This is a genomic window from Spirosoma rhododendri (genome assembly GCF_012849055.1).
Classification (GTDB): Bacteria; Bacteroidota; Bacteroidia; order Cytophagales; family Spirosomataceae; genus Spirosoma; species Spirosoma rhododendri.
In genome coordinates, this window is the sequence record NZ_CP051677.1 from 5,248,662 (window position 1) to 5,266,035 (window position 17,374).

The 17,374-nt window shown below is 57.5% G+C and carries 15 protein-coding genes; 6 read left to right on the plus strand and 9 right to left on the minus strand.

The features are described from left to right. Positions 1–2: 2 nt before the first annotated feature. Complete coding sequence (locus HH216_RS21885; protein WP_169552793.1) at positions 3–731, minus strand: EcsC family protein; 729 nt, start codon at positions 729–731, stop codon at positions 3–5. 89 nt (positions 732–820) lie between these two features. Here HH216_RS21885 and HH216_RS21890 point away from each other — a divergent pair, with 89 nt between their 5' ends. Further along, positions 821–1,540 carry a murein L,D-transpeptidase catalytic domain family protein gene (locus HH216_RS21890; RefSeq protein ID WP_169552794.1) on the plus strand — a complete coding sequence of 240 codons (720 nt, stop codon included), beginning with the start codon at positions 821–823 and terminating at the stop codon, positions 1,538–1,540. 108 nt (positions 1,541–1,648) lie between these two features. Further along, complete coding sequence (cobC, locus tag HH216_RS21895; protein ID WP_169552795.1) at positions 1,649–2,290, plus strand: alpha-ribazole phosphatase family protein; 642 nt, start codon at positions 1,649–1,651, stop codon at positions 2,288–2,290. On the opposite strand, the gene HH216_RS21900 is transcribed toward cobC, so the two are convergent. The 3 genes from HH216_RS21900 to HH216_RS21910 form a co-directional block, all read right to left on the minus strand. Beyond that, complete coding sequence (locus HH216_RS21900; protein WP_169552796.1) at positions 2,287–2,838, minus strand: arsinothricin resistance N-acetyltransferase ArsN1 family B; 552 nt, start codon at positions 2,836–2,838, stop codon at positions 2,287–2,289. The genes cobC and HH216_RS21900 overlap by 4 nt on opposite strands. An 82-nt stretch (positions 2,839–2,920) precedes the next feature. Continuing rightward, positions 2,921–3,694, minus strand: coding sequence for an SDR family NAD(P)-dependent oxidoreductase (locus HH216_RS21905; RefSeq protein ID WP_169552797.1), 774 nt, complete (start codon positions 3,692–3,694; stop codon positions 2,921–2,923). A gap of 93 nt (positions 3,695–3,787) precedes the next feature. Next, positions 3,788–5,458, minus strand: coding sequence for a UxaA family hydrolase (locus tag HH216_RS21910; protein ID WP_169552798.1), 1,671 nt, complete (start codon positions 5,456–5,458; stop codon positions 3,788–3,790). 334 nt (positions 5,459–5,792) lie between these two features. Here HH216_RS21910 and HH216_RS21915 point away from each other — a divergent pair, with 334 nt between their 5' ends. The 4 genes from HH216_RS21915 (at position 5,793) to HH216_RS21930 (ending at position 10,669) form a co-directional block, all read left to right on the plus strand. Further along, positions 5,793–6,935 (plus strand): acyltransferase family protein, encoded by a 1,143-nt coding sequence (locus HH216_RS21915; RefSeq protein WP_169553479.1) that lies wholly within the window; start codon positions 5,793–5,795, stop codon positions 6,933–6,935. A 3-nt stretch (positions 6,936–6,938) separates the two neighbouring features. Beyond that, the gene (gene ade, locus HH216_RS21920) at positions 6,939–8,585 is read left to right on the plus strand and encodes an adenine deaminase (RefSeq protein WP_169552799.1); all 1,647 of its coding nucleotides are present in this window, start codon (positions 6,939–6,941) and stop codon (positions 8,583–8,585) included. Positions 8,586–8,690: 105 nt separating this feature from the next. Next, complete coding sequence (locus HH216_RS21925; protein ID WP_169552800.1) at positions 8,691–9,290, plus strand: RNA polymerase sigma factor; 600 nt, start codon at positions 8,691–8,693, stop codon at positions 9,288–9,290. Between the two features lie 107 nt (positions 9,291–9,397). After that, positions 9,398–10,669 carry a replication-associated recombination protein A gene (locus HH216_RS21930; protein WP_169552801.1) on the plus strand — a complete coding sequence of 424 codons (1,272 nt, stop codon included), beginning with the start codon at positions 9,398–9,400 and terminating at the stop codon, positions 10,667–10,669. A gap of 17 nt (positions 10,670–10,686) precedes the next feature. Here the strand turns inward: HH216_RS21930 and HH216_RS21935 are convergent, their stop codons facing one another. The 5 genes from HH216_RS21935 to kdpA form a co-directional block, all read right to left on the minus strand. Next, positions 10,687–11,229: a GNAT family N-acetyltransferase gene (locus HH216_RS21935; RefSeq protein ID WP_169552802.1), complete on the minus strand. Its 543-nt coding sequence runs from the start codon at positions 11,227–11,229 to the stop codon at positions 10,687–10,689. Positions 11,230–11,279: 50 nt separating this feature from the next. After that, the gene (locus tag HH216_RS21940) at positions 11,280–13,049 is read right to left on the minus strand and encodes an ATP-binding protein (RefSeq protein ID WP_169552803.1); all 1,770 of its coding nucleotides are present in this window, start codon (positions 13,047–13,049) and stop codon (positions 11,280–11,282) included. 90 nt (positions 13,050–13,139) lie between these two features. After that, positions 13,140–14,270, minus strand: a complete 1,131-nt coding sequence (locus HH216_RS21945) for a sensor protein KdpD (RefSeq protein WP_169552804.1) — start codon at positions 14,268–14,270, stop codon at positions 13,140–13,142. A 105-nt stretch (positions 14,271–14,375) separates the two neighbouring features. Beyond that, entirely contained in the window at positions 14,376–15,554 is a 1,179-nt protein-coding gene (locus HH216_RS21950) for a porin (protein ID WP_169552805.1), read from the minus strand. 69 nt (positions 15,555–15,623) lie between these two features. Next, the gene (kdpA, locus tag HH216_RS21955) at positions 15,624–17,351 is read right to left on the minus strand and encodes a potassium-transporting ATPase subunit KdpA (RefSeq protein ID WP_169552806.1); all 1,728 of its coding nucleotides are present in this window, start codon (positions 17,349–17,351) and stop codon (positions 15,624–15,626) included. Between the last annotated feature and the right edge of the window lie 23 nt (positions 17,352–17,374).

Consider the following 17,374-nt stretch of genomic DNA (forward strand, 5'->3'; position numbering starts at 1 on the left):
GCTCACAGCTTTCCCTCAGCTTGCCAGCGCATGCGGTAGGCGTTCATGGCGGTGTGGCCTAGCTGATCGATCAGGCGGTAATTGGCGACGATACCCACGGCAGCACCGATACCGGGAATCAGCTGCGCCATTTTTACCAGATCGATATAGTCGCGGTATTCCTGCTGGAACGTCAGCCAGTCGAACTGATTGATGTCGTCGGGCAGTTGGGCGCTGTGAGTGGGCCAGTCAGCGATGTGCTGATACACGAACTGCCGACGTTCCTGACTCGAAAACGCCAGCTGAAACACGTAGAGCATAAACACCCGTTCGCGGTAGTCGCGGGTGGTGTAGCCGTAGCGCGCAGCAATCTCAAAGAGCAGCTTCATTTTCAGGCTCATCAGCAGCGGAAAGTCGGCCAGGCCGAGCAGCAGGCCGCCCGCCCCGGTAATGCCCCCTTCGGCCGCGCCCGTCCGTTTGTAAAAGTCGATACGAGCCACAACGCTCGTTTCGCGCTGCGGCAACGTCTGATCCTCAACGGCCGGGCGATTCAGGGCTTCGGCACCAAACAGCATGGCCCGGGTCATTTGTTTGATAGCCGCCGTGACAACCTGATGCACCCGGCGGGGAATCAGCCGATTGATTCGTCGCTGTAGCGCCGACGATACCCGGCCAAACGCCGACGGGTTGCGCTGCATATTTTGCTGCCACTGAATCAGTTCAGCGCGCACCGATTCTTCATACGTCGACATGGCGGATAGCTGCTTAAAAAGGTGTAGTTTCGTCATGCTAAACCGACAACGCACCCGTTTGGTGCATTCGTCGGCCGCTCGTCCTGTCTATGTCCACGTTTCTACGCGCTGTTGCTTTTTTACTGATTACCGGACTAGCCTACGCCTGTAGTTCAGCACCGGCTTCCACCACCGATCAGCCAGCACGAATTACCGCCGTTACCTCACCGGCCCTTCCCGACAATCCGCTGTATAACGAGCTGGGGCTGGAACAGGCCGGGCTGGCCCAGGCCGTTTTCGAGTACGCGCTCACGGGTCGCCGGAACCTCGGCAACCATCACCCCGTGCTGACCATCGCCGACATGAGCCAGCCGTCGACCCAAAAACGGCTGTACGTTATCGACCTGAAAGCGCATAAACTACTGTTCAACACCTACGTAGCCCACGGCCGCAACTCCGGTGGTCTGGTACCTGATCGTTTTTCCAATACGCCCTCTTCCTGGCAAACCAGTCTGGGTTTTTACCGCACGCTGGGTACGTACATGGGCAAACACGGCCTGTCGCTGCAATTGAAGGGGCTGGAAAAGGGATTCAATACCAACGTGCAGGACCGGAACATCGTGTTGCACGGGGCCAATTACGTTTGTGAGGATACTGTCCGGCTGAAAGGGCGGCTGGGCTGGAGCGAAGGGTGCCCGGCGGTACCGTACGCGCTGTCGAAGCCGATTATTCTGGCCGTAAAAGATGGTTCGTGCCTGTTTGTCTACGCGCCCAACGACGACTACCTGAAAAAATCCGTCTACTTAAACGCGGCCAAAGACACTTTGTGAGGTTTGAGGTTTATAGTCTAAAGTTTAAAGTGCTGCCCTCACATCTTAATCCGCTTGTCAAGCAGGGAGCAGCAACCTTAAACGTTACACATCAAACCGTAAACCTGCTTGGACATTTACCTGGTTCGCCACACCGAAGTGGCAGTTGGGCGCAGCGTCGCCTACGGACAAACCGACGTAGCGTTGAGCGATTCGTATGCTGAACAGCGCGATCAGCTGTCAAGACACCTGCCCCCGGCTCCGGCTATTATTTTTACCTCGCCCCTCTCCCGCTGCCGCCGACTGGCCGACGATCTGGCCCAATCCCTGACAACGGGCAGTGCCATCGAAACGGCGCCGGGCCAGACAGCTCTCGCCGACGCTCACCGCCCGCTGATTCGCTGCGACGACCGGCTGAAAGAATTTTTCTTCGGCGACTGGGAAATGGTACCCTGGACCGATATCGACCACGACGCACTAACCACCTGGCGGGCAGACTTCGTAACCATCCCAACGCCCAACGGGGAAAATTTCAACGACGTTTCGGTGCGGGTAAAGGCGTTTTGGCGGGAGTGTATCCTGCCCCTAATCCAGACCGGCAACAGCCGGCCGGTGCTGATTGTGTCGCACGGTGGGATCATCCGGGCGCTGCTGTGTTTCTTTCTGGAACTGCCCCTGCAAAACGCCTACCGGCTCAATCTGGACTACGGAGCGGTGTCAAAAATCACGCTGTCCGGCTCGTCGTTTACCGTGCAATACATCAACCGCTAGCCGTTGCCAGAGTCGGCCAGTTTACCGATGGAAACTGGCGGAGCTGGATCGTTTTGATAGGGTTGCAACAGCAGCGACAGCCAGATTACGTCGTGCCACGCGCCAAACTTGTAACCAATGTTGCGGTACGTACCGACCGGGGTGAAACCCATAGACGCGTGAAAGGCTTCGCTGGCGGGGTTGGGCAACGTGATGCCAGCGTATGCGTTGTGATAACCCTGCTGACGAAGCAGATCGAGCAGCCGGGTGTACAGCTGCCGGGCAATACCTTGCCGGTGCCCGTCCGGGTGAACGTACACCGACGTGTTGACCGACCATTGATACGCCATCCGGTCCATGTGCCGCGACGCGTAAGCGTAGCCTAGCACCCGCCCGTCGACCTCGGCTACCAGATACGGAAACTGTTGCTGAATGGCTTCGATCCGCCCGCGAAACTCCGCGACGGTTGGCACGTCGTACTCAAACGAGATAATGGAATCTGTGACGTATGGCCCGTATATAGCCAGCAAGGCAGCCGCATCGTCGGGAGTAGCGAACCGGATAACCATGGGTGGAACAGAGAACGGTGAGACAAAAAACAAAGAGGTTATTGCAAACTAATCTTTCTTTGTTTGTCTCACCGCTTTCCGCTTAATTATTCAGCCGGATGAAGCCGCCGTCGAGGGGATAATCGCAGCCGGTGACGAAACCAGCTTCGTCGGAGCACAGATATAGGGCCAGTGCGCCCACTTCCTTCGGCTGCGCCATGCGACCGATGGGCTGCGTCTTCGACAGTTTGACAAACATTTCTTCTTCCTGACCGGGGTAGTTTTTCGCCAGAAAACCGTCCACAAACGGCGTGTGCACCCGTGCGGGCGAGATACAGTTACAGCGAATATTGTCGGCCAGATAGTCTTTCGCCACGGATAAGGTCATCGTCAGCACCGCCCCTTTGCTCATTGAATAGGCAAACCGGTCGGGAATCCCCACCGACGACGCCACCGACGCCATGTTCAGGATAACCCCGCCCCCGGCCGCTTTCAGGTGCGGAATCGTCGCGTACAGGCAGTTGTACACGCCCTTGACGTTGATCCGAAAAATCCGGTCAAAGTCGGCTTCGGACGTCGTATCGGCTTTCCCGACGTGCGCCACCCCCGCATTGTTGACCAGTATATTGATCGCTCCGGCGCTGGCAATCTGCCCAATCACGTCCACGACCTGCGCCTGATCCGACACATCGACGGTGTGGGCTTCGGCCCGCCCGCCCTCGCTGTTGATCGACTCGGCTACCTGCCGGGCGAGCTGTTCGTTGAGTTCGAGAATATGCACCGTAGCCCCCGCCTTGGCGAACGCCTGCGTAATCGCCAGCCCGATCCCGCTGGCCCCACCCGTCACGATGGCAACTTTATTTTGTAGAGAGAACATAAGCAATGACAGAATGATTGAGTGATAGAATGATTGAATAGGCTGAAGCAAGCGTTTTTCATTCAATCATTCTATCACTCAATCATTCAAAATTTAGAGTGAAACGCCCCGCTTCCAGGGGATGAAGTCGTCCTGACCGAGTTGCTCGGCTTTGGTAATTTCGTCGCCCGATGCCAGCCGGATGATGTACTCCAGCAGGTCATCGGCGCTTTGGTCGATGGTCTGTTCGCCGTCGATGATGGGGCCGCAGTCGAAGTCGATCACGTCGGGCATCCGGTTTTTCAGCTTCGTGTTGGTCGATACTTTCACGACCGGGCAGATCGGGTTGCCGGTTGGTGTGCCGAGACCCGTCGTAAACAGGATGACGTTGGTACCCGACCCCGCCATGCCCGTTGTGGCCTCCACGTCGTTGCCGGGGGTGCAGAGCAGACTCAGACCGGGCCGGACAGCCGGTTCGGTGTAGTCGAGTACGTCGACAACGGGCGAGTTGCCGCCTTTCTTAGCCGCCCCCGCCGACTTGATCGCGTCGGTAATCAGGCCGTCTTTGATGTTGCCGGGCGAGGGGTTCATATCGAAACCCGACCCGACGGCTTCAGCCTGCGCCGAGTACGTACCCATCAGGTTGATAAATTTCTCCGCGTCGGCCGGGTCGACGGTGCGGTTTATGAGTTCCTGCTCAACACCGTTCAGTTCGGGGAATTCGGCCAGTACTGTTTTGCCGCCCAGTGCCGCTATCGTATCCGACAGTTGGCCCAGCGCAGGGTTGGCCGAGATACCCGAAAAACCGTCGGAGCCACCGCATTTCAGGCCCACCGTCAGCGCACTGAGCGGAGCCGGTTGCCGCTCGATTTTGTTGATTTGGGTCAGCCCCAGAAACGTTTCTTTAACGGCCTGCGCCATCAGCGCGTACTCCGTTCCGGCCTGCTGTTCGAAAATGAGCAGCGGCTTATCGAATTTGGGGTTGTGCCGCCGGATTTCCTGCTCAACGATGTCGGCCTGCAAGTGCTGGCACCCCAGGCTCAGGATCGTTGCCCCGGCCACATTGGGGTTGTTGATAAATCCCGCAATCAGCGCACCCAGCGCACCGGAGTCCTGCCGGGTGCCGCCACAGCCCATTTCGTGGGTCAGGAACTTGATGCCGTCGACGTTTTTGAACGGGCGTTTCTCGGCCGGCGCGTTGTGCAGCGTTTTATTCTGCGATTCATCGACGAACGGCTGCATCTTTTTAATAACGTCCAGATCGCCCGCCTTGTACAGACTCAGCAGCTCGTGGACCTGCTCGCGGTAGGTTTCGGGCTGAGCGTAGCCAAGTTCGCGCTCAAACGCATCCTTCAGAATCAGCACGTTACGATTTTCGCAGAACACCAGCGGCACTACCAGCCAGTAATTGCGCGTACCGACGCTGCCATCGGCCCGGTGGTAGCCCATGAAGGTGCGGTTCTGCCAGCGCGACACGTTGGGCGGCTGGTAGGTGTAGGGCTGTTTTTTGTCGATCCCGTAACGGTCAGCACTGTGTTTCAGGTTGAAGGTGGTGATGGGTTCACCGCGCCGGATGGGCTGCATAGCCTTACCCACCAGCACCCCGTACATCGTGATGGGGTCGCCGGGCTGGCGGTCTTCCGTCACGAATTTATGCTTGGCTCCCACCGCATACGGCAGGGTATAAATCTGTTGGTCAAACTCAATAGATTCCCCGGCCGACAGGTCGCGCAGGGCGACAATGACGTTATCGGCGGGGTGAACTTTCAATACGCGGGCTGACATGCCAAAACTTGTTTTTGTGGTAAAGAGACCAATACCGCCGAAATATACCGCTAATCGCGTTTTGTTGACAGGATTACAGGATTTACGGGTACGCGGATCCTGACGGATGATCGCGGATTCACATGGTGTCGGTGGTGTCGGGGCGGACTGGCGTTCCAGACCCGACACCACCGACACCACTATGGCCATCAAATCCTGTTAATCCTGTAATCCTGGCAAAAACTTGCTATTCTGCCCCTCAATCCCAAGTTTTGACGGTCCTTACTCTCAACCTTTCATGATTCCCCGTTCGCCCGAAGCCACTGCCGGTGTGCTGCCCGACCGATTGATGTCGATGGATGCCTATCGGGGCTTCGTCATGACGTTGATGACCGCTGAGTTGCTTCAGTTTCAGGCGGTCCATGAAGCACTACCGCACAGCACGATCTGGGCGTTTCTGGCGCGGCAGCAAAGCCACGTCGAGTGGGTGGGTTGCACGTTGCACGACCTCATTCAGCCGTCATTTTCGTTTCTGGTGGGGGTAGCCCTGCCCTACTCCGTGGCCAGTCGTGCCAACCGGGGCGAATCGTTCGGCAGTCAGTTCTGGCACGCCCTGCGCCGGTCGCTGATCCTGATTCTGCTGGGCATTTTTCTCCGCTCGACGCATCAGGAGCAAACGTATTTTACATTTGAAGACACCCTTACGCAGATCGGGCTGGGGTATCCGTTGCTGTTTCTGCTGGGTCGAGCCTCAACCCGGCAAACATGGCTGGCGTTTGGGTTGATTCTGGTCGGCTACTGGCTGGCGTTTGTGCTGTATCCCGCCCCCAATTCTGCCTTCGACTATGCCGCCGTTGGCGTTCCGCCCGACTGGCCGGAACACTTTACTGGACGAATGGCGCATTTCAACAAAAACAGCAACCTCGCCTGGGCGTTCGACACCTGGTTTCTGAACCTGTTTCCGCGCGAAAGTCCGTTTCGGTTCAACGGGGGCGGCTACGCGACGCTGAGCTTCATCCCGACGCTGGCAACGATGGTACTAGGCTTGCAGGTGGGCCGATGGCTCCGGCTGAAGTGGGCACCGAACAAGCTTTTGCGCCAGCTGATTTTTGCGGGACTTATCGGCATCATCGGCGGCCTGATTCTTCAGCTACTGGGTATCTGCCCCGTCGTCAAACGCATCTGGACCCCGGCTTGGGTGCTGTTCAGCGGAGGCTTGTGCTGCTGGCTGCTGGCTGGTTTCTACGGGCTCATCGACGTGTGGGGATTTCGGCTAAAGCCACTAATTGTGGTCGGCATGAACTCCATCGCCATCTACATCCTTGTACACCTGATCGATCGGTTTATTATCGACTCGTTTCACATTCACTTCGGCCGCGCGCCGTTTCAGGTGCTGGGTGCGGCCTACGAGCCCCTGCTGACCGGTGCACTGACGCTGGCCGTTTTTTACCTGATCCTCCGGTGGATGTACAATCGCCGACTCTTTATCCGAATCTGACCCATGCTGGAAGCCAACCTGTTAAACCTGTTTGACCAGAAAATCACCTATGCCCGCATCAGCGTGTCCAACGGCCGTATCGACCGCATCGACCAACTGGGTCCCGAACGGCCGGGCGAACCGTATGTGCTGCCCGGCTTCGTCGATGCCCACGTACACGTTGAGAGTTCACTGCTGACACCCCCGCAGTTTGCCCGGCTGGCCGTCGTGCATGGCACCGTCGCGACCGTGTCGGACCCGCATGAGATCGGTAATGTGCTGGGCGTGGCTGGGGTCGAATATATGATTGCGGAAGGGAAACGGGTGCCGTTCAAATTCATGTTTGGTGCCCCCTCCTGCGTACCGGCGACACCGTTCGAAACGGCCGGGGCGACCATCACCCCCAACGACGTGCGCTACCTGCTCGGGCTGAAAGAAATTGGCTATCTGGCCGAGGTGATGAATTTTCCGGGGGTGCTCAACGGCGACGCCGACATGATGGCCAAGATCGCGCTGGCGAAAGCGTTCAACAAACCCATCGACGGCCACGCCCCCGGCCTGACCGGCGATGCCGCCCAGCAATATACAGACGCAGGAATCACCACCGACCATGAGTGCTTTACCTACGAAGAGGGACTCGATAAAGCCCGCCGGGGGATGCAGATTCTGATTCGGGAAGGCAGCGCAGCCCGCAACTTCGACACGCTGATTCCGCTGCTGGCTGAGTTTCCTACCCAGATCATGTTCTGCTCCGACGACAAACACCCCGACACGCTGGCAATGGGCCACATCGACCAACTGGTTCGGCGGGCACTGGCGCAGGGGCATTCGCTCTGGAACGTGCTGCGGGCCGCCTGCCTGAATCCGGTGCTGCACTACCGGCTACCCGTCGGCTTGTTGCGCGAGGGCGACCCAGCCGACTTCATCGTTGTCGACTCAACAACCGACTTTCGTATACTACGTACCGTCATCGATGGCGAAACGGTGGCCGAAAACGGGTTTTCGCACATTCCCGATCTACGCAGCGAACACGTCAACCAATTCAGCTGCTCCCCCAAAACGCCCGATCAACTGGCAGTGCTGGCGGAAGCAGGCGCAACGCAAATTCGTGTCATCGAAGCGCTCGACGGTCAGTTGGTAACGAATGAACTCCTGGTTGAGAGCACAATAGTCGACGGAAAAGTCGTACCGAACATTGGGCAGGATGTGCTGAAACTGGTGGTTGTCAATCGATACAAAGACGCCCCTCCGTCAGTGGGGTTCATCAAAAACTTCGGATTGACACAGGGGGCCATCGCGTCGTCGGTAGGGCACGATTCGCACAATATCACGGCCGTCGGCTGCGACGACGAGAGCCTTTGCCGCGCGATTAACCTGGTTATCAACGCGCAGGGCGGTTTATCAGCCGTCTCTGCTGATGCGTCCGAACAGGGGCAGCTACTACCCCTGCCCGTGGCTGGATTGATGACCGATGCAGATGGCTACGATGTGGCCGCGCAGTATTCAGCCCTCGATAATTACGCCAAGCAGGCGCTGGGCAGTACGCTGGCCGCTCCGTTTATGACGCTCAGTTTCATGGCCTTACTGGTTATCCCATCGTTAAAGCTTAGCGACTTAGCTTTATTTGACGGAAACCGGTTCTCATTTACCCAGCTACAAATTACCGGGTGAGACTATTCAAATTTTTTTCAAAATGCTGTATTAAATCTAATTAATTATCGGTATGTTTACAGACGCCTAGCTAATTCTAACTCCTTCTCCTTTCCTTAACGCCCCATGGCTCGCTCTCGTAATCAGTCAGGACCCAGCGACGAAACTCTTTGGAACATGTTTCGCGATGGCGACGAAAACGCGTTTGCCCGGTTATACGAAAACTACGTTCAGGCGCTTTATCATTACTGCGCTCACTTCGCTACCGACCGCGCCTTGATTAAAGATTGCATCCACGACCTTTTCGTTGAACTCTGGAAACACCGCACTACTATTGGCCCGACCACGTCGGTACGGTTCTATCTGATGGCGTCGATCAAGCGCAAACTGGTTCGCCACCTGACCGCCGAGCAGAAGCTGGTTAGTCAGGATGAAATCACGAACGGACGTCGGGTGGGCGACATGCTGCCCGGCGCTGATCCGTCGCACGAAAACCTGCTCATCAGCCACGAGGAAGATTCGTTTATGAACAACTGCCTGCATCAGGCTCTGGACAAACTACCCCGGCGGCAGCGCGAAGCGGTTCATCTGCGGTACTTCCAAAACATGAGCAATGAGGAAATTTCGGCCCTCATGCACATCAACATTCAGTCGGTTTACAACCTGATTTTTGGTGCGATGAGCAACCTCAAGCGGCAGATCACCCCCGAGACGGTATCGCTCTGATTGTACTGATTATTCCGCCCTTTTTACCGAAAGCCCGCTACTGTCGCCCACGACGGTAGCGGGCTTTGTCTTTTGCAGGCCCCGCCGGATTCTGGTAAATTCGCTGGATGAATACCGACTCAACACCCCTGCCCGAACGGGTTCGCCCGCGCACCCTCGATGATGTTATTGGTCAACGCAAACTGATTGGTCCCGGTGGCGCACTGCGCCGGGCCGTCGATGCCGGGCGTCTGCCGTCCATGATTCTGTGGGGACCGCCGGGGGTGGGCAAAACCACGCTGGCCCTGCTGCTGGCTGAAGCCGTCAAGCGGCCCTTCATCGCCCTCAGTGCGATCAATTCGGGGGTCAAGGAAATCCGCGACGTGCTGAGCCGCCCCACCGGCATGTTTCCGCCGGTCGTCTTTATCGACGAGATTCACCGCTTCAACAAAGGGCAGCAGGACGCACTGCTGGGGGCGGTCGAGAAAGGACAGATCACGCTGATCGGCGCAACGACCGAGAACCCGTCGTTTGAAGTCAACTCGGCTCTGCTGTCGCGCTCGCAGGTTTACATCCTGGAAGCCCTCAGCCGCGACGAACTCGTCCAACTCGTCGACCGGGCAATTGCGGAGGACCGTTTTCTGCAATCGAAGCAGATCCGGGTCGAATCCTACGACGCCCTGCTACGGCTGTCGGGGGGCGACGGGCGGAAGCTGCTCAATCTGCTAGATCTGGTAGCGTCGGCCCACGTGTCGAGCGATCCGCTGGTAATTACCGACGAAGGGGTGACGAGCGTCGCGCAGCAGAACATCGCCCGCTACGACAAATCCGGTGAGCAGCACTACGACATTATTTCGGCGTTTATCAAGTCATTGCGCGGCTCCGACCCCAACGCGGCTCTGTACTGGATGGCCCGGATGATTGTAGCCGGTGAAGACCCAGTTTTCATCGCCCGGCGGATGCTGATTCTGGCATCGGAAGACATCGGCAACGCCAACCCGACGGCGATGATTATGGCATCGGAAGCGGTGCAGGCGATTCGGGCAATCGGGATGCCCGAAGGCCGGATTATCCTGTCGCAGGTAGCGGTTTATCTGGCTACGTCGCCCAAGAGCAACGCCAGTTATGTCGCGATCGACGACGCTATTGCGCTGGCCGAGCAGACGGCGCATCTGCCCGTACCGCTGCACCTGCGTAACGCCCCCACGAAGCTGATGAAGCAGATCGGCTACGGCAAAGAATACCAGTACGCCCATGCTTACGAAGGCAATTTCGCCCAGCAGAACTTCCTACCCGACGATCTGAAAGGCCACAAACTCTACGAACCGGGGCAGAACGCCCGCGAAGCCGAAATCCGGCGCAGCCTGCAAAAGTGGTGGGGCGACTGGTACGAATATTAGTTGTATGTCTTGCTGTCTCAGCCTATGCACTTGCCGTACAGCAGACTCTCTTTCTGACCGTACTGAATACGCTTTTCATAGACAAAACCCAGCTTTTCGATCAGCGCGACAGACGCCCGGTTGTCGGGGTCGCAGAAGGCCGTCAGGCGGGAGAGGTTTAGCTCGTTGGCGGCATAGGAGAGCACGGCCGATGCAGATTCAAAGCCGTAGCCCTTACCGTTGAAACCGGGTAGAAAGGCGAAGCCAAGATCAACGTCGGGGAGGCCGGTGCGCCGGTGCAGGCCACAGGTGCCGATGGCGTCGCCCGTTTCGCGCAGACTCACCCGGTACGTACCGAAGCCGTACTGCTCGTAGCTCCGCATGGCCCCGTGCTGAATATACTGTTCGGCGGCTTCGAGGGTATACACGTTTCGGTCGCCGATGAAGCGCAGCCAGGGCGGGCTGTTGAGCAACGCCAGCATAAACGGTGCATCGGCGATGGTAAGCTGGTGTAGCAGCAGCCGGTCGGTGGTAAGTTGCCAGCCGTTGGCCGACGGCACAGGGGAATACGAATCGAGCATACCCGCAAACTACGCAATCGGCACCAAACCCGCCATTTGTGCCGGTCTGTTTACGCTACCGGTAGCAGAAAATAGAACGCGGCTCCGTCGGTGACGCTGTCGTCAAGCCCGATCTGTCCGTTCATGGCGGCAATAAACTCGCTGGAAATGGCCAGTCCCAGCCCCGTACCACTGGCCTGCCCGTTGGTACCGGGGGCGCGGAAATAGCGGTCGAAGATGCGGTCGCGGTGCTCGGGCCGGATACCTGCCCCGTGGTCGCGCACCCGAAACTCCACCCGGTCGCCCAGGGGCTTCACCGACACGTCGATGCGGTTGTCGGGCGGGCTGTGCCGCACTGCGTTCGACAAGAAATTAATCAGCACCCACGATGCTTTGTCGGGGTCGGCCAGAACAGACGGCAGGTTCGGGGCAAGCCATTCACTGAAGCGAACGTTTTTCTGATCGGCCGACATCCGCAGTGCGCCGATGGCCGTCTGAATGAGTGTAGCCGGGCCAACGGGCCGTACCTGCAACTGAATCTGCCCCGATTCAACCTGCGCCATATTGAGCAGTTCGCCGGTCAGGTTGAGGAGCCGGTCTGTGTCGGCGCGTACGTTACCGATCAGGCTGGTCTGCTCTTCGTTCATCGCCCCCACCCTACTGTCGTCCAGCAGTTTAAGGCTCATTTTTATGCTCGACAGTGGCGTTTTCAGTTCGTGCGAAACGGTGGCGATGAAGTTAGTTTTGGCCAGGTCGAGTTCTTTGTAGGAGGTCACGTTTTTCAGCACGATCACATACCCCGCCAGCGTTGGTTCGGTTTCGCCGGTGCGCGGTACTTCCACGGGGCTAACCTGCCGGGTGAAGTAACTTTCGCGCCCTTTTCCGTTCGTGCCCGGATCGTAAATTTTCAGCATCGTATCGCCCGTTGCCACGTTATGTTCGTCGGCATTGGTTGCTTCAAAGCCGTCGACAAGCCCCTGAATAAGGGTACGCAGCAGATCGTTGGTGGTAGCTACGTCGGGGGCGTACCGGCCGACGAGCCGCTCCCGCTGCACACCCAGCAGCCGCTCGGCAACGGGGTTGATAAACAGGATCCGCCGGTTTTCATCCAGCCCGATAATGCCGTCGTTCAGGACTTCGATCAGCGTGTCGATGCGTTTTTTCTCGAACAGCACCCGCGCCAGATTCGAGTGTTCGTATTCGTCGAGTTTCTGGGCCATCGAGTTGAACGACCGCGCCAGTTCGCCAAACTCGTCGCTCGACTTGAACCGGAGCCGCTCCTCGAAGTTGCGGCTGGTAATCTGCCGGATACCGCGCGTCAGCTCGCGCAGCGGATCGGCGATGTAGCCGGGGAAGTTGACGATAAACGAAAACAGAATCAGGAAACTAAACGTACCGACAACCGCTACCCAGCCGAGGGCTTCCTTGGCGGTTCGCTTGGCAGTGTCGCTTTTTCGCACGATAGCCTGCCGGTTGAGGTCGTCGATCTGGAACAGGTGCTGCTGCACACGCGGCACCAGCATCGAATCGGTCGGCCTCGCTTTCAACCGGTCGAACTCCCGCCGGAGTGCATCGGTCGGCGTTTGTTCGCCCGCTTCGGTGATGTTGGTTTCCTGCTTTTTCAGGTTTCTTTCGAAGGTAGTCAGCGCGTCGGGATCGGCCCGGTTGGCCAGTGCTTTCTGCATACTGCTGACGTATTCGAGCGAGATGTAATTATCCTTCAAAATAGCCTGCGAGTCGTCGGCCAGTTGGTTGAGGTAATACATACTCAGGCCACCCAACGTCAGCAGAATGACGAAGACAAAGACCAGCGCAGTCGATATTTTGGCTTTGAGGGACATGGGGCAAAGAGCGAAAGAATGAAAGAGTGAAAGAGCGAAAAAGTGATCCGGCTTTTCGCTCTTTCACTCTTTCATTCTTTCGCTCTTTGATCAGGAAAGTATTATCAGGTCTGTGTCGGAGTCGGCGAGTTTGTTGAGTAGCTGGTTGAAGGCATTGGTGCGCAAAATTATCTGAATCAGGCTAAAATGCGGCTTACCGATGCATACTGTCGTTACGTTGCGCCGGTTGACTTCTTCGATAATGCTGATAAAGATGTTATCACTTTTGACCTGAATCACTTCGGCACCCAGTTCGGTGGCCAGCTTGAGGTTGTTGATGAGGTGTCGCTGCACGTCGAGTTTGATGCGGTCGGCGCTCTCCGACGGGGTTTGTACGTAGAGCACAAACCAGCGCGAATTGTAGTAAGCCGCCAGCCGGGCCGTCTTGCGGATGACGCGCCGGGCGGTCTGGTGATTGCTGCTGACAGCCGCCAGAAACCGTTCGTTTTTGGGCTGGGTGCCGGGGGGCAGAATCGTATCGATTTTCCGCTCTACTGCCGACGCTACTTCGCGCAGGGCCAACTCGCGCAGTTGCAGAATCTTCTCCGTCTGGAAGAAGTTGGCAAGGGCCATCTGCACCTTGCCGGGGTCGTAAATCTTACCTTCTTTCAGCCGCGTAATCAGCTCGTCGGCAGTCAGGTCGATGTTTACTACTTCATCGGCGGTTTGAAGTACCCGGTCCGGCACGCGCTCAGTCACGTCGACGCCCGTGATGGCCTGCACCTCGTCGTACAGACTTTCGATGTGCTGAATATTTACCGCGCTGATGACATTGATACCGGCGTCGAGGATTTCGAGGACGTCCTGCCAGCGTTTTTCATTTTTCGAACCGGGAATGTTGGTATGCGCCAGCTCATCGACAATGACCAGTTCGGGGTGCCGGTTCACGACCGCCTGCACATCCATTTCGTCCAGTTCGCGGCCTTTGTAAAACAGCTTTCGGCGCGGCACGATGGGCAACCCATCCAGCAGGGCGTGCGTTTCGGCGCGGTTGTGCGTTTCGATATAGCCAATCTGCACGTCGATACCACCCCGCAGCAGGGCATGAGCCTCCTGTAGCATCCGGTACGATTTTCCGACGCCCGCACTCATGCCGATGTATACCTTGAATTTACCCCGTCGCGACTCCTGAATGAGCCGGAGGAAGTTGTCAGCCGATTGGTCGCGTTCGTCGGGAAGCATGTCAGTTTAAAGTATTCGGTATACGGTTTACGGCGGTGTAGCCTGGACCGGCCCGCAGGCGCGGTGGCCGCCGGCGCGGGCCGGTCCAGGCTACACACTCATTCACTAAAAGCTAATCGCTAAACTTGTTGTTAATGAGGTGTTTGTTTTGCTCAGACCGTTGCTGGCGGAAAAAATCGCGTCTTTACTGTCGTATAGCTTCCCTTCTATTCTCAGTAGCGCATTGGGCAGAATCCCATAGTCGTAGCCCAGGGAATAGCCGAACGTTTTGAAGCCGTTCGGGGTACCCGTAGCGATGATTACCCCGTTTTTGTCGTCGTAATATTCCACCCGGCCATTGATATAGCTGCGGTCCGAGGTTTTGTAGCGGGCAATCACCACGGGCGAGTACCAGACGTAACTGCCGCCCCCATCCTGCCGTACATCAGACCCCGTTTGCACCACGGGCTTGCGATCCGCACCGATGTCGAAACCGAGGATAACGCCGAATTTACCCGCTGGGTTGATAATCGCGTACAGGTTGTTGAAGAACCGACCCTGCCGGAGCGAATCGGGCCGGTCGGAGCCGAGGAAGCTACTCCAGTTCAATGTCAGCATCGACGAGGGGCGGTACTGTACCTGCGTGCTGATCGCCATACCGCTGTAACCCGGCAGTTTGGCAATGCGCTGCCAGCCGTTGAGCACCGATACAACAAACGTCCATTTGCCGTTAGGTCGGTCCGGCGTTCCGGTGTTGTAGGTCACTTTGGCCCCCGACAGGTAGTAGGGTGAGTTTTCGGCCAGTATACTACGCGTCAGTGTCCAGCAGTCTTTCGAGATAGCACTCTCAAAACCGATATGCGACGAGAAGATACCCGCATCGAGCCACAGATCGCGGCTTTTCGACAGTTTCACCCCGGCGTTGGCTTCAAACACGTTTTTGAGCAGGCCCTGTTCAGCCGCGTAATTGTACTGCGCGTAGGTACCAACCTGCAACGCCAGATTCGCCCGGACGCGCTCCCCGGCATAGGCAGCTTTCAGAAACGCCAGATTGACGTTGACTTCCCGATTTCGTTTGTGGTTGTACAGAAAGCCGGGCCGCTCCTGATCGGTTTTTGGGGCCGTAAAGTCGTAACTGTAATACGCTTCAACATAGCCCGACAGCGTCAGGCCAGCATTGGGCGCGGCTGTGGTGGCGGCTGATGTAACCGCCGACGTAAGCGTGGTATCGGTGGTCTGGGCAATGGCCGACACCGTCAGCAACGGTACGGCAGCAAGGGAGAAAAATTGGGCAATACGTTTCATGGTTGATGGTCCGCACAGCGACGGACACGTTGGTTTTGTTGTATTCACTTACTCACTAAAAAACTAAACTTACTTCGTCTGTGTCAGGTATTCGGCAATGGGGCCGATGGCCAGGGCAGGAAAGAAACACAGTGCACCGATGATGACGATGACGATAAACAGCAGCGCACCGAACGTGTATGACTCGGTGGGCAACGTACCTGGCGAGGGCGGCACAAACCGCTTTTCGTAGAGCAGCGCACCAATCAGCAACGTTCCGACAATCGGGATGAACCGCCCCAGCAGCATAGCGAGCGCAGTCGTCAGGTTCCAGAACGGAGTGTTGTCGCCCAGCCCCTCGAAGCCCGATCCATTCCCCGCCACCGACGATACGTACTCGTACAACATCGTCGTAAAACAGTGGTAACCGACCGGGCCGGCGTTCCGGCTGCTAAGCCAGCCCAGCGACACCCCGCCGTCGGGCGATTGGTGGGCAACCAGTACGGCAACGGCCGTCAGCCCCAGATACAACAGCGGCTGCGCGACAATGATACCCGTTGCCAGCTGAATTTCGATTTGGCCAACTTTTTTGCCCAGCAGTTCGGGTGTGCGACCGATCATCAGGCTACCGATAAAAATGGCGATGATGATGTACAGAAACAGGTACATAAACCCCGTTCCGACTCCGCCGTAGAACGCATCGATCTGCATACCCAGCAGCATAAACAACCCCGACAGGGCCGTGTAGCTGTCGTGCATCGAGGTAAGCGCCCCCGCCGGAATCACGATATTAACCCCGCACCAGAACGCCGATGCCAAGGTACCAAACCGCATTTCTTTCCCTTCCAGACTACCCGCTGACTGATTGATACCCAGCGCACTGATGGCCGGGTTACCCGCCCACTCCTGCTGCATGATTGGAATGGTCAGCATAAGCCAGCACCCGGTCATGAGCGTGAAGATGATAACGCCCAGCTTGCGCCGGTTCAGGTAGAAACCAACGAAGCAGACAAATGCCATCGGCAGCAGAAACACGGTAATCAGGTGCAGGCAATACGTCGCCATCGTCGGATTCTCGAACGGGTGCGCCGTGTTGGCCCCGAAGAACCCGCCCCCGTTCGACCCCAAATGCTTGATCGGCAGCATAGCCGCCACAGGTCCGCGCGCAACGGTTACGGTGTCGCCCTGCAACGTCTGCACGGTGTCGTAGGGCGCAAACGTCATGGGTACCCCGGCAAACACCAGCCCGATAGCGACCAGCAGCGATAAGGGCAGCAGCACCCGCGTGAGGGAGCGCATCAGATCGCCATAAAAGTTGCCGGGGCTCGTGCCGGACTCGGCCCGTAACGACCGCACCAGTGCCACCCCTACTGCCAGACTAGTTGCCGCCGATACAAATTGCAGAAACATCAGCACAACCATCTGCGAAAAATACGTCGCGCCGGTTTCGCCTGAATAGTGCTGGAGGTTGGTGCTGGTCAGAAAACTGATCGCTGTGTTCAGCGCCAGCGTCCATTCCATCGACGGGATGTTCTGCTGATTCCAGACCGGAATCCGGGCCTGTGTCATCAGCAGCCCCACAGCCAGTACGAGCCAGACCACACTTGTTACCCCCACCGCCCCCAGGTACTGCGACCAGCGCATCGACACGCCGGGGTCGACGCCGATTAGCCGGAACAGGGTTCGTTCAACCGGGGCCAGCCAGTCCAGCAGACTGCGCTCATGCCCGAATACCCGGCTCAGATACCGACCTATCAGGATCGACAGGCCAACGGCCGCGCCAAACAACAGGGCCAGACCAATTAACTCACTACGCATTGATTCCCGATTTACCCCGGTGA

Excerpts from the sequence above, each read along its gene's own strand:
- HH216_RS21885 (WP_169552793.1), bottom strand. The coding sequence starts at position 731 with ATGTCGACGTATGAAGAATCGGTGCGCGCTGAACTGATTCAGTGGCAG.
- HH216_RS21890 (WP_169552794.1), top strand. The coding sequence starts at position 821 with ATGTCCACGTTTCTACGCGCTGTTGCTTTTTTACTGATTACCGGACTA.
- HH216_RS21900 (WP_169552796.1), bottom strand. The coding sequence starts at position 2,838 with ATGGTTATCCGGTTCGCTACTCCCGACGATGCGGCTGCCTTGCTGGCT.
- HH216_RS21905 (WP_169552797.1), bottom strand. The coding sequence starts at position 3,694 with ATGTTCTCTCTACAAAATAAAGTTGCCATCGTGACGGGTGGGGCCAGC.
- HH216_RS21910 (WP_169552798.1), bottom strand. The coding sequence starts at position 5,458 with ATGTCAGCCCGCGTATTGAAAGTTCACCCCGCCGATAACGTCATTGTC.
- HH216_RS21915 (WP_169553479.1), top strand. The coding sequence starts at position 5,793 with ATGGATGCCTATCGGGGCTTCGTCATGACGTTGATGACCGCTGAGTTG.
- ade (WP_169552799.1), top strand. The coding sequence starts at position 6,939 with ATGCTGGAAGCCAACCTGTTAAACCTGTTTGACCAGAAAATCACCTAT.
- HH216_RS21925 (WP_169552800.1), top strand. The coding sequence starts at position 8,691 with ATGGCTCGCTCTCGTAATCAGTCAGGACCCAGCGACGAAACTCTTTGG.
- HH216_RS21930 (WP_169552801.1), top strand. The coding sequence starts at position 9,398 with ATGAATACCGACTCAACACCCCTGCCCGAACGGGTTCGCCCGCGCACC.
- HH216_RS21935 (WP_169552802.1), bottom strand. The coding sequence starts at position 11,229 with ATGCTCGATTCGTATTCCCCTGTGCCGTCGGCCAACGGCTGGCAACTT.
- HH216_RS21940 (WP_169552803.1), bottom strand. The coding sequence starts at position 13,049 with ATGTCCCTCAAAGCCAAAATATCGACTGCGCTGGTCTTTGTCTTCGTC.
- HH216_RS21945 (WP_169552804.1), bottom strand. The coding sequence starts at position 14,270 with ATGCTTCCCGACGAACGCGACCAATCGGCTGACAACTTCCTCCGGCTC.
- HH216_RS21950 (WP_169552805.1), bottom strand. The coding sequence starts at position 15,554 with ATGAAACGTATTGCCCAATTTTTCTCCCTTGCTGCCGTACCGTTGCTG.
- kdpA (WP_169552806.1), bottom strand. The coding sequence starts at position 17,351 with ATGCGTAGTGAGTTAATTGGTCTGGCCCTGTTGTTTGGCGCGGCCGTT.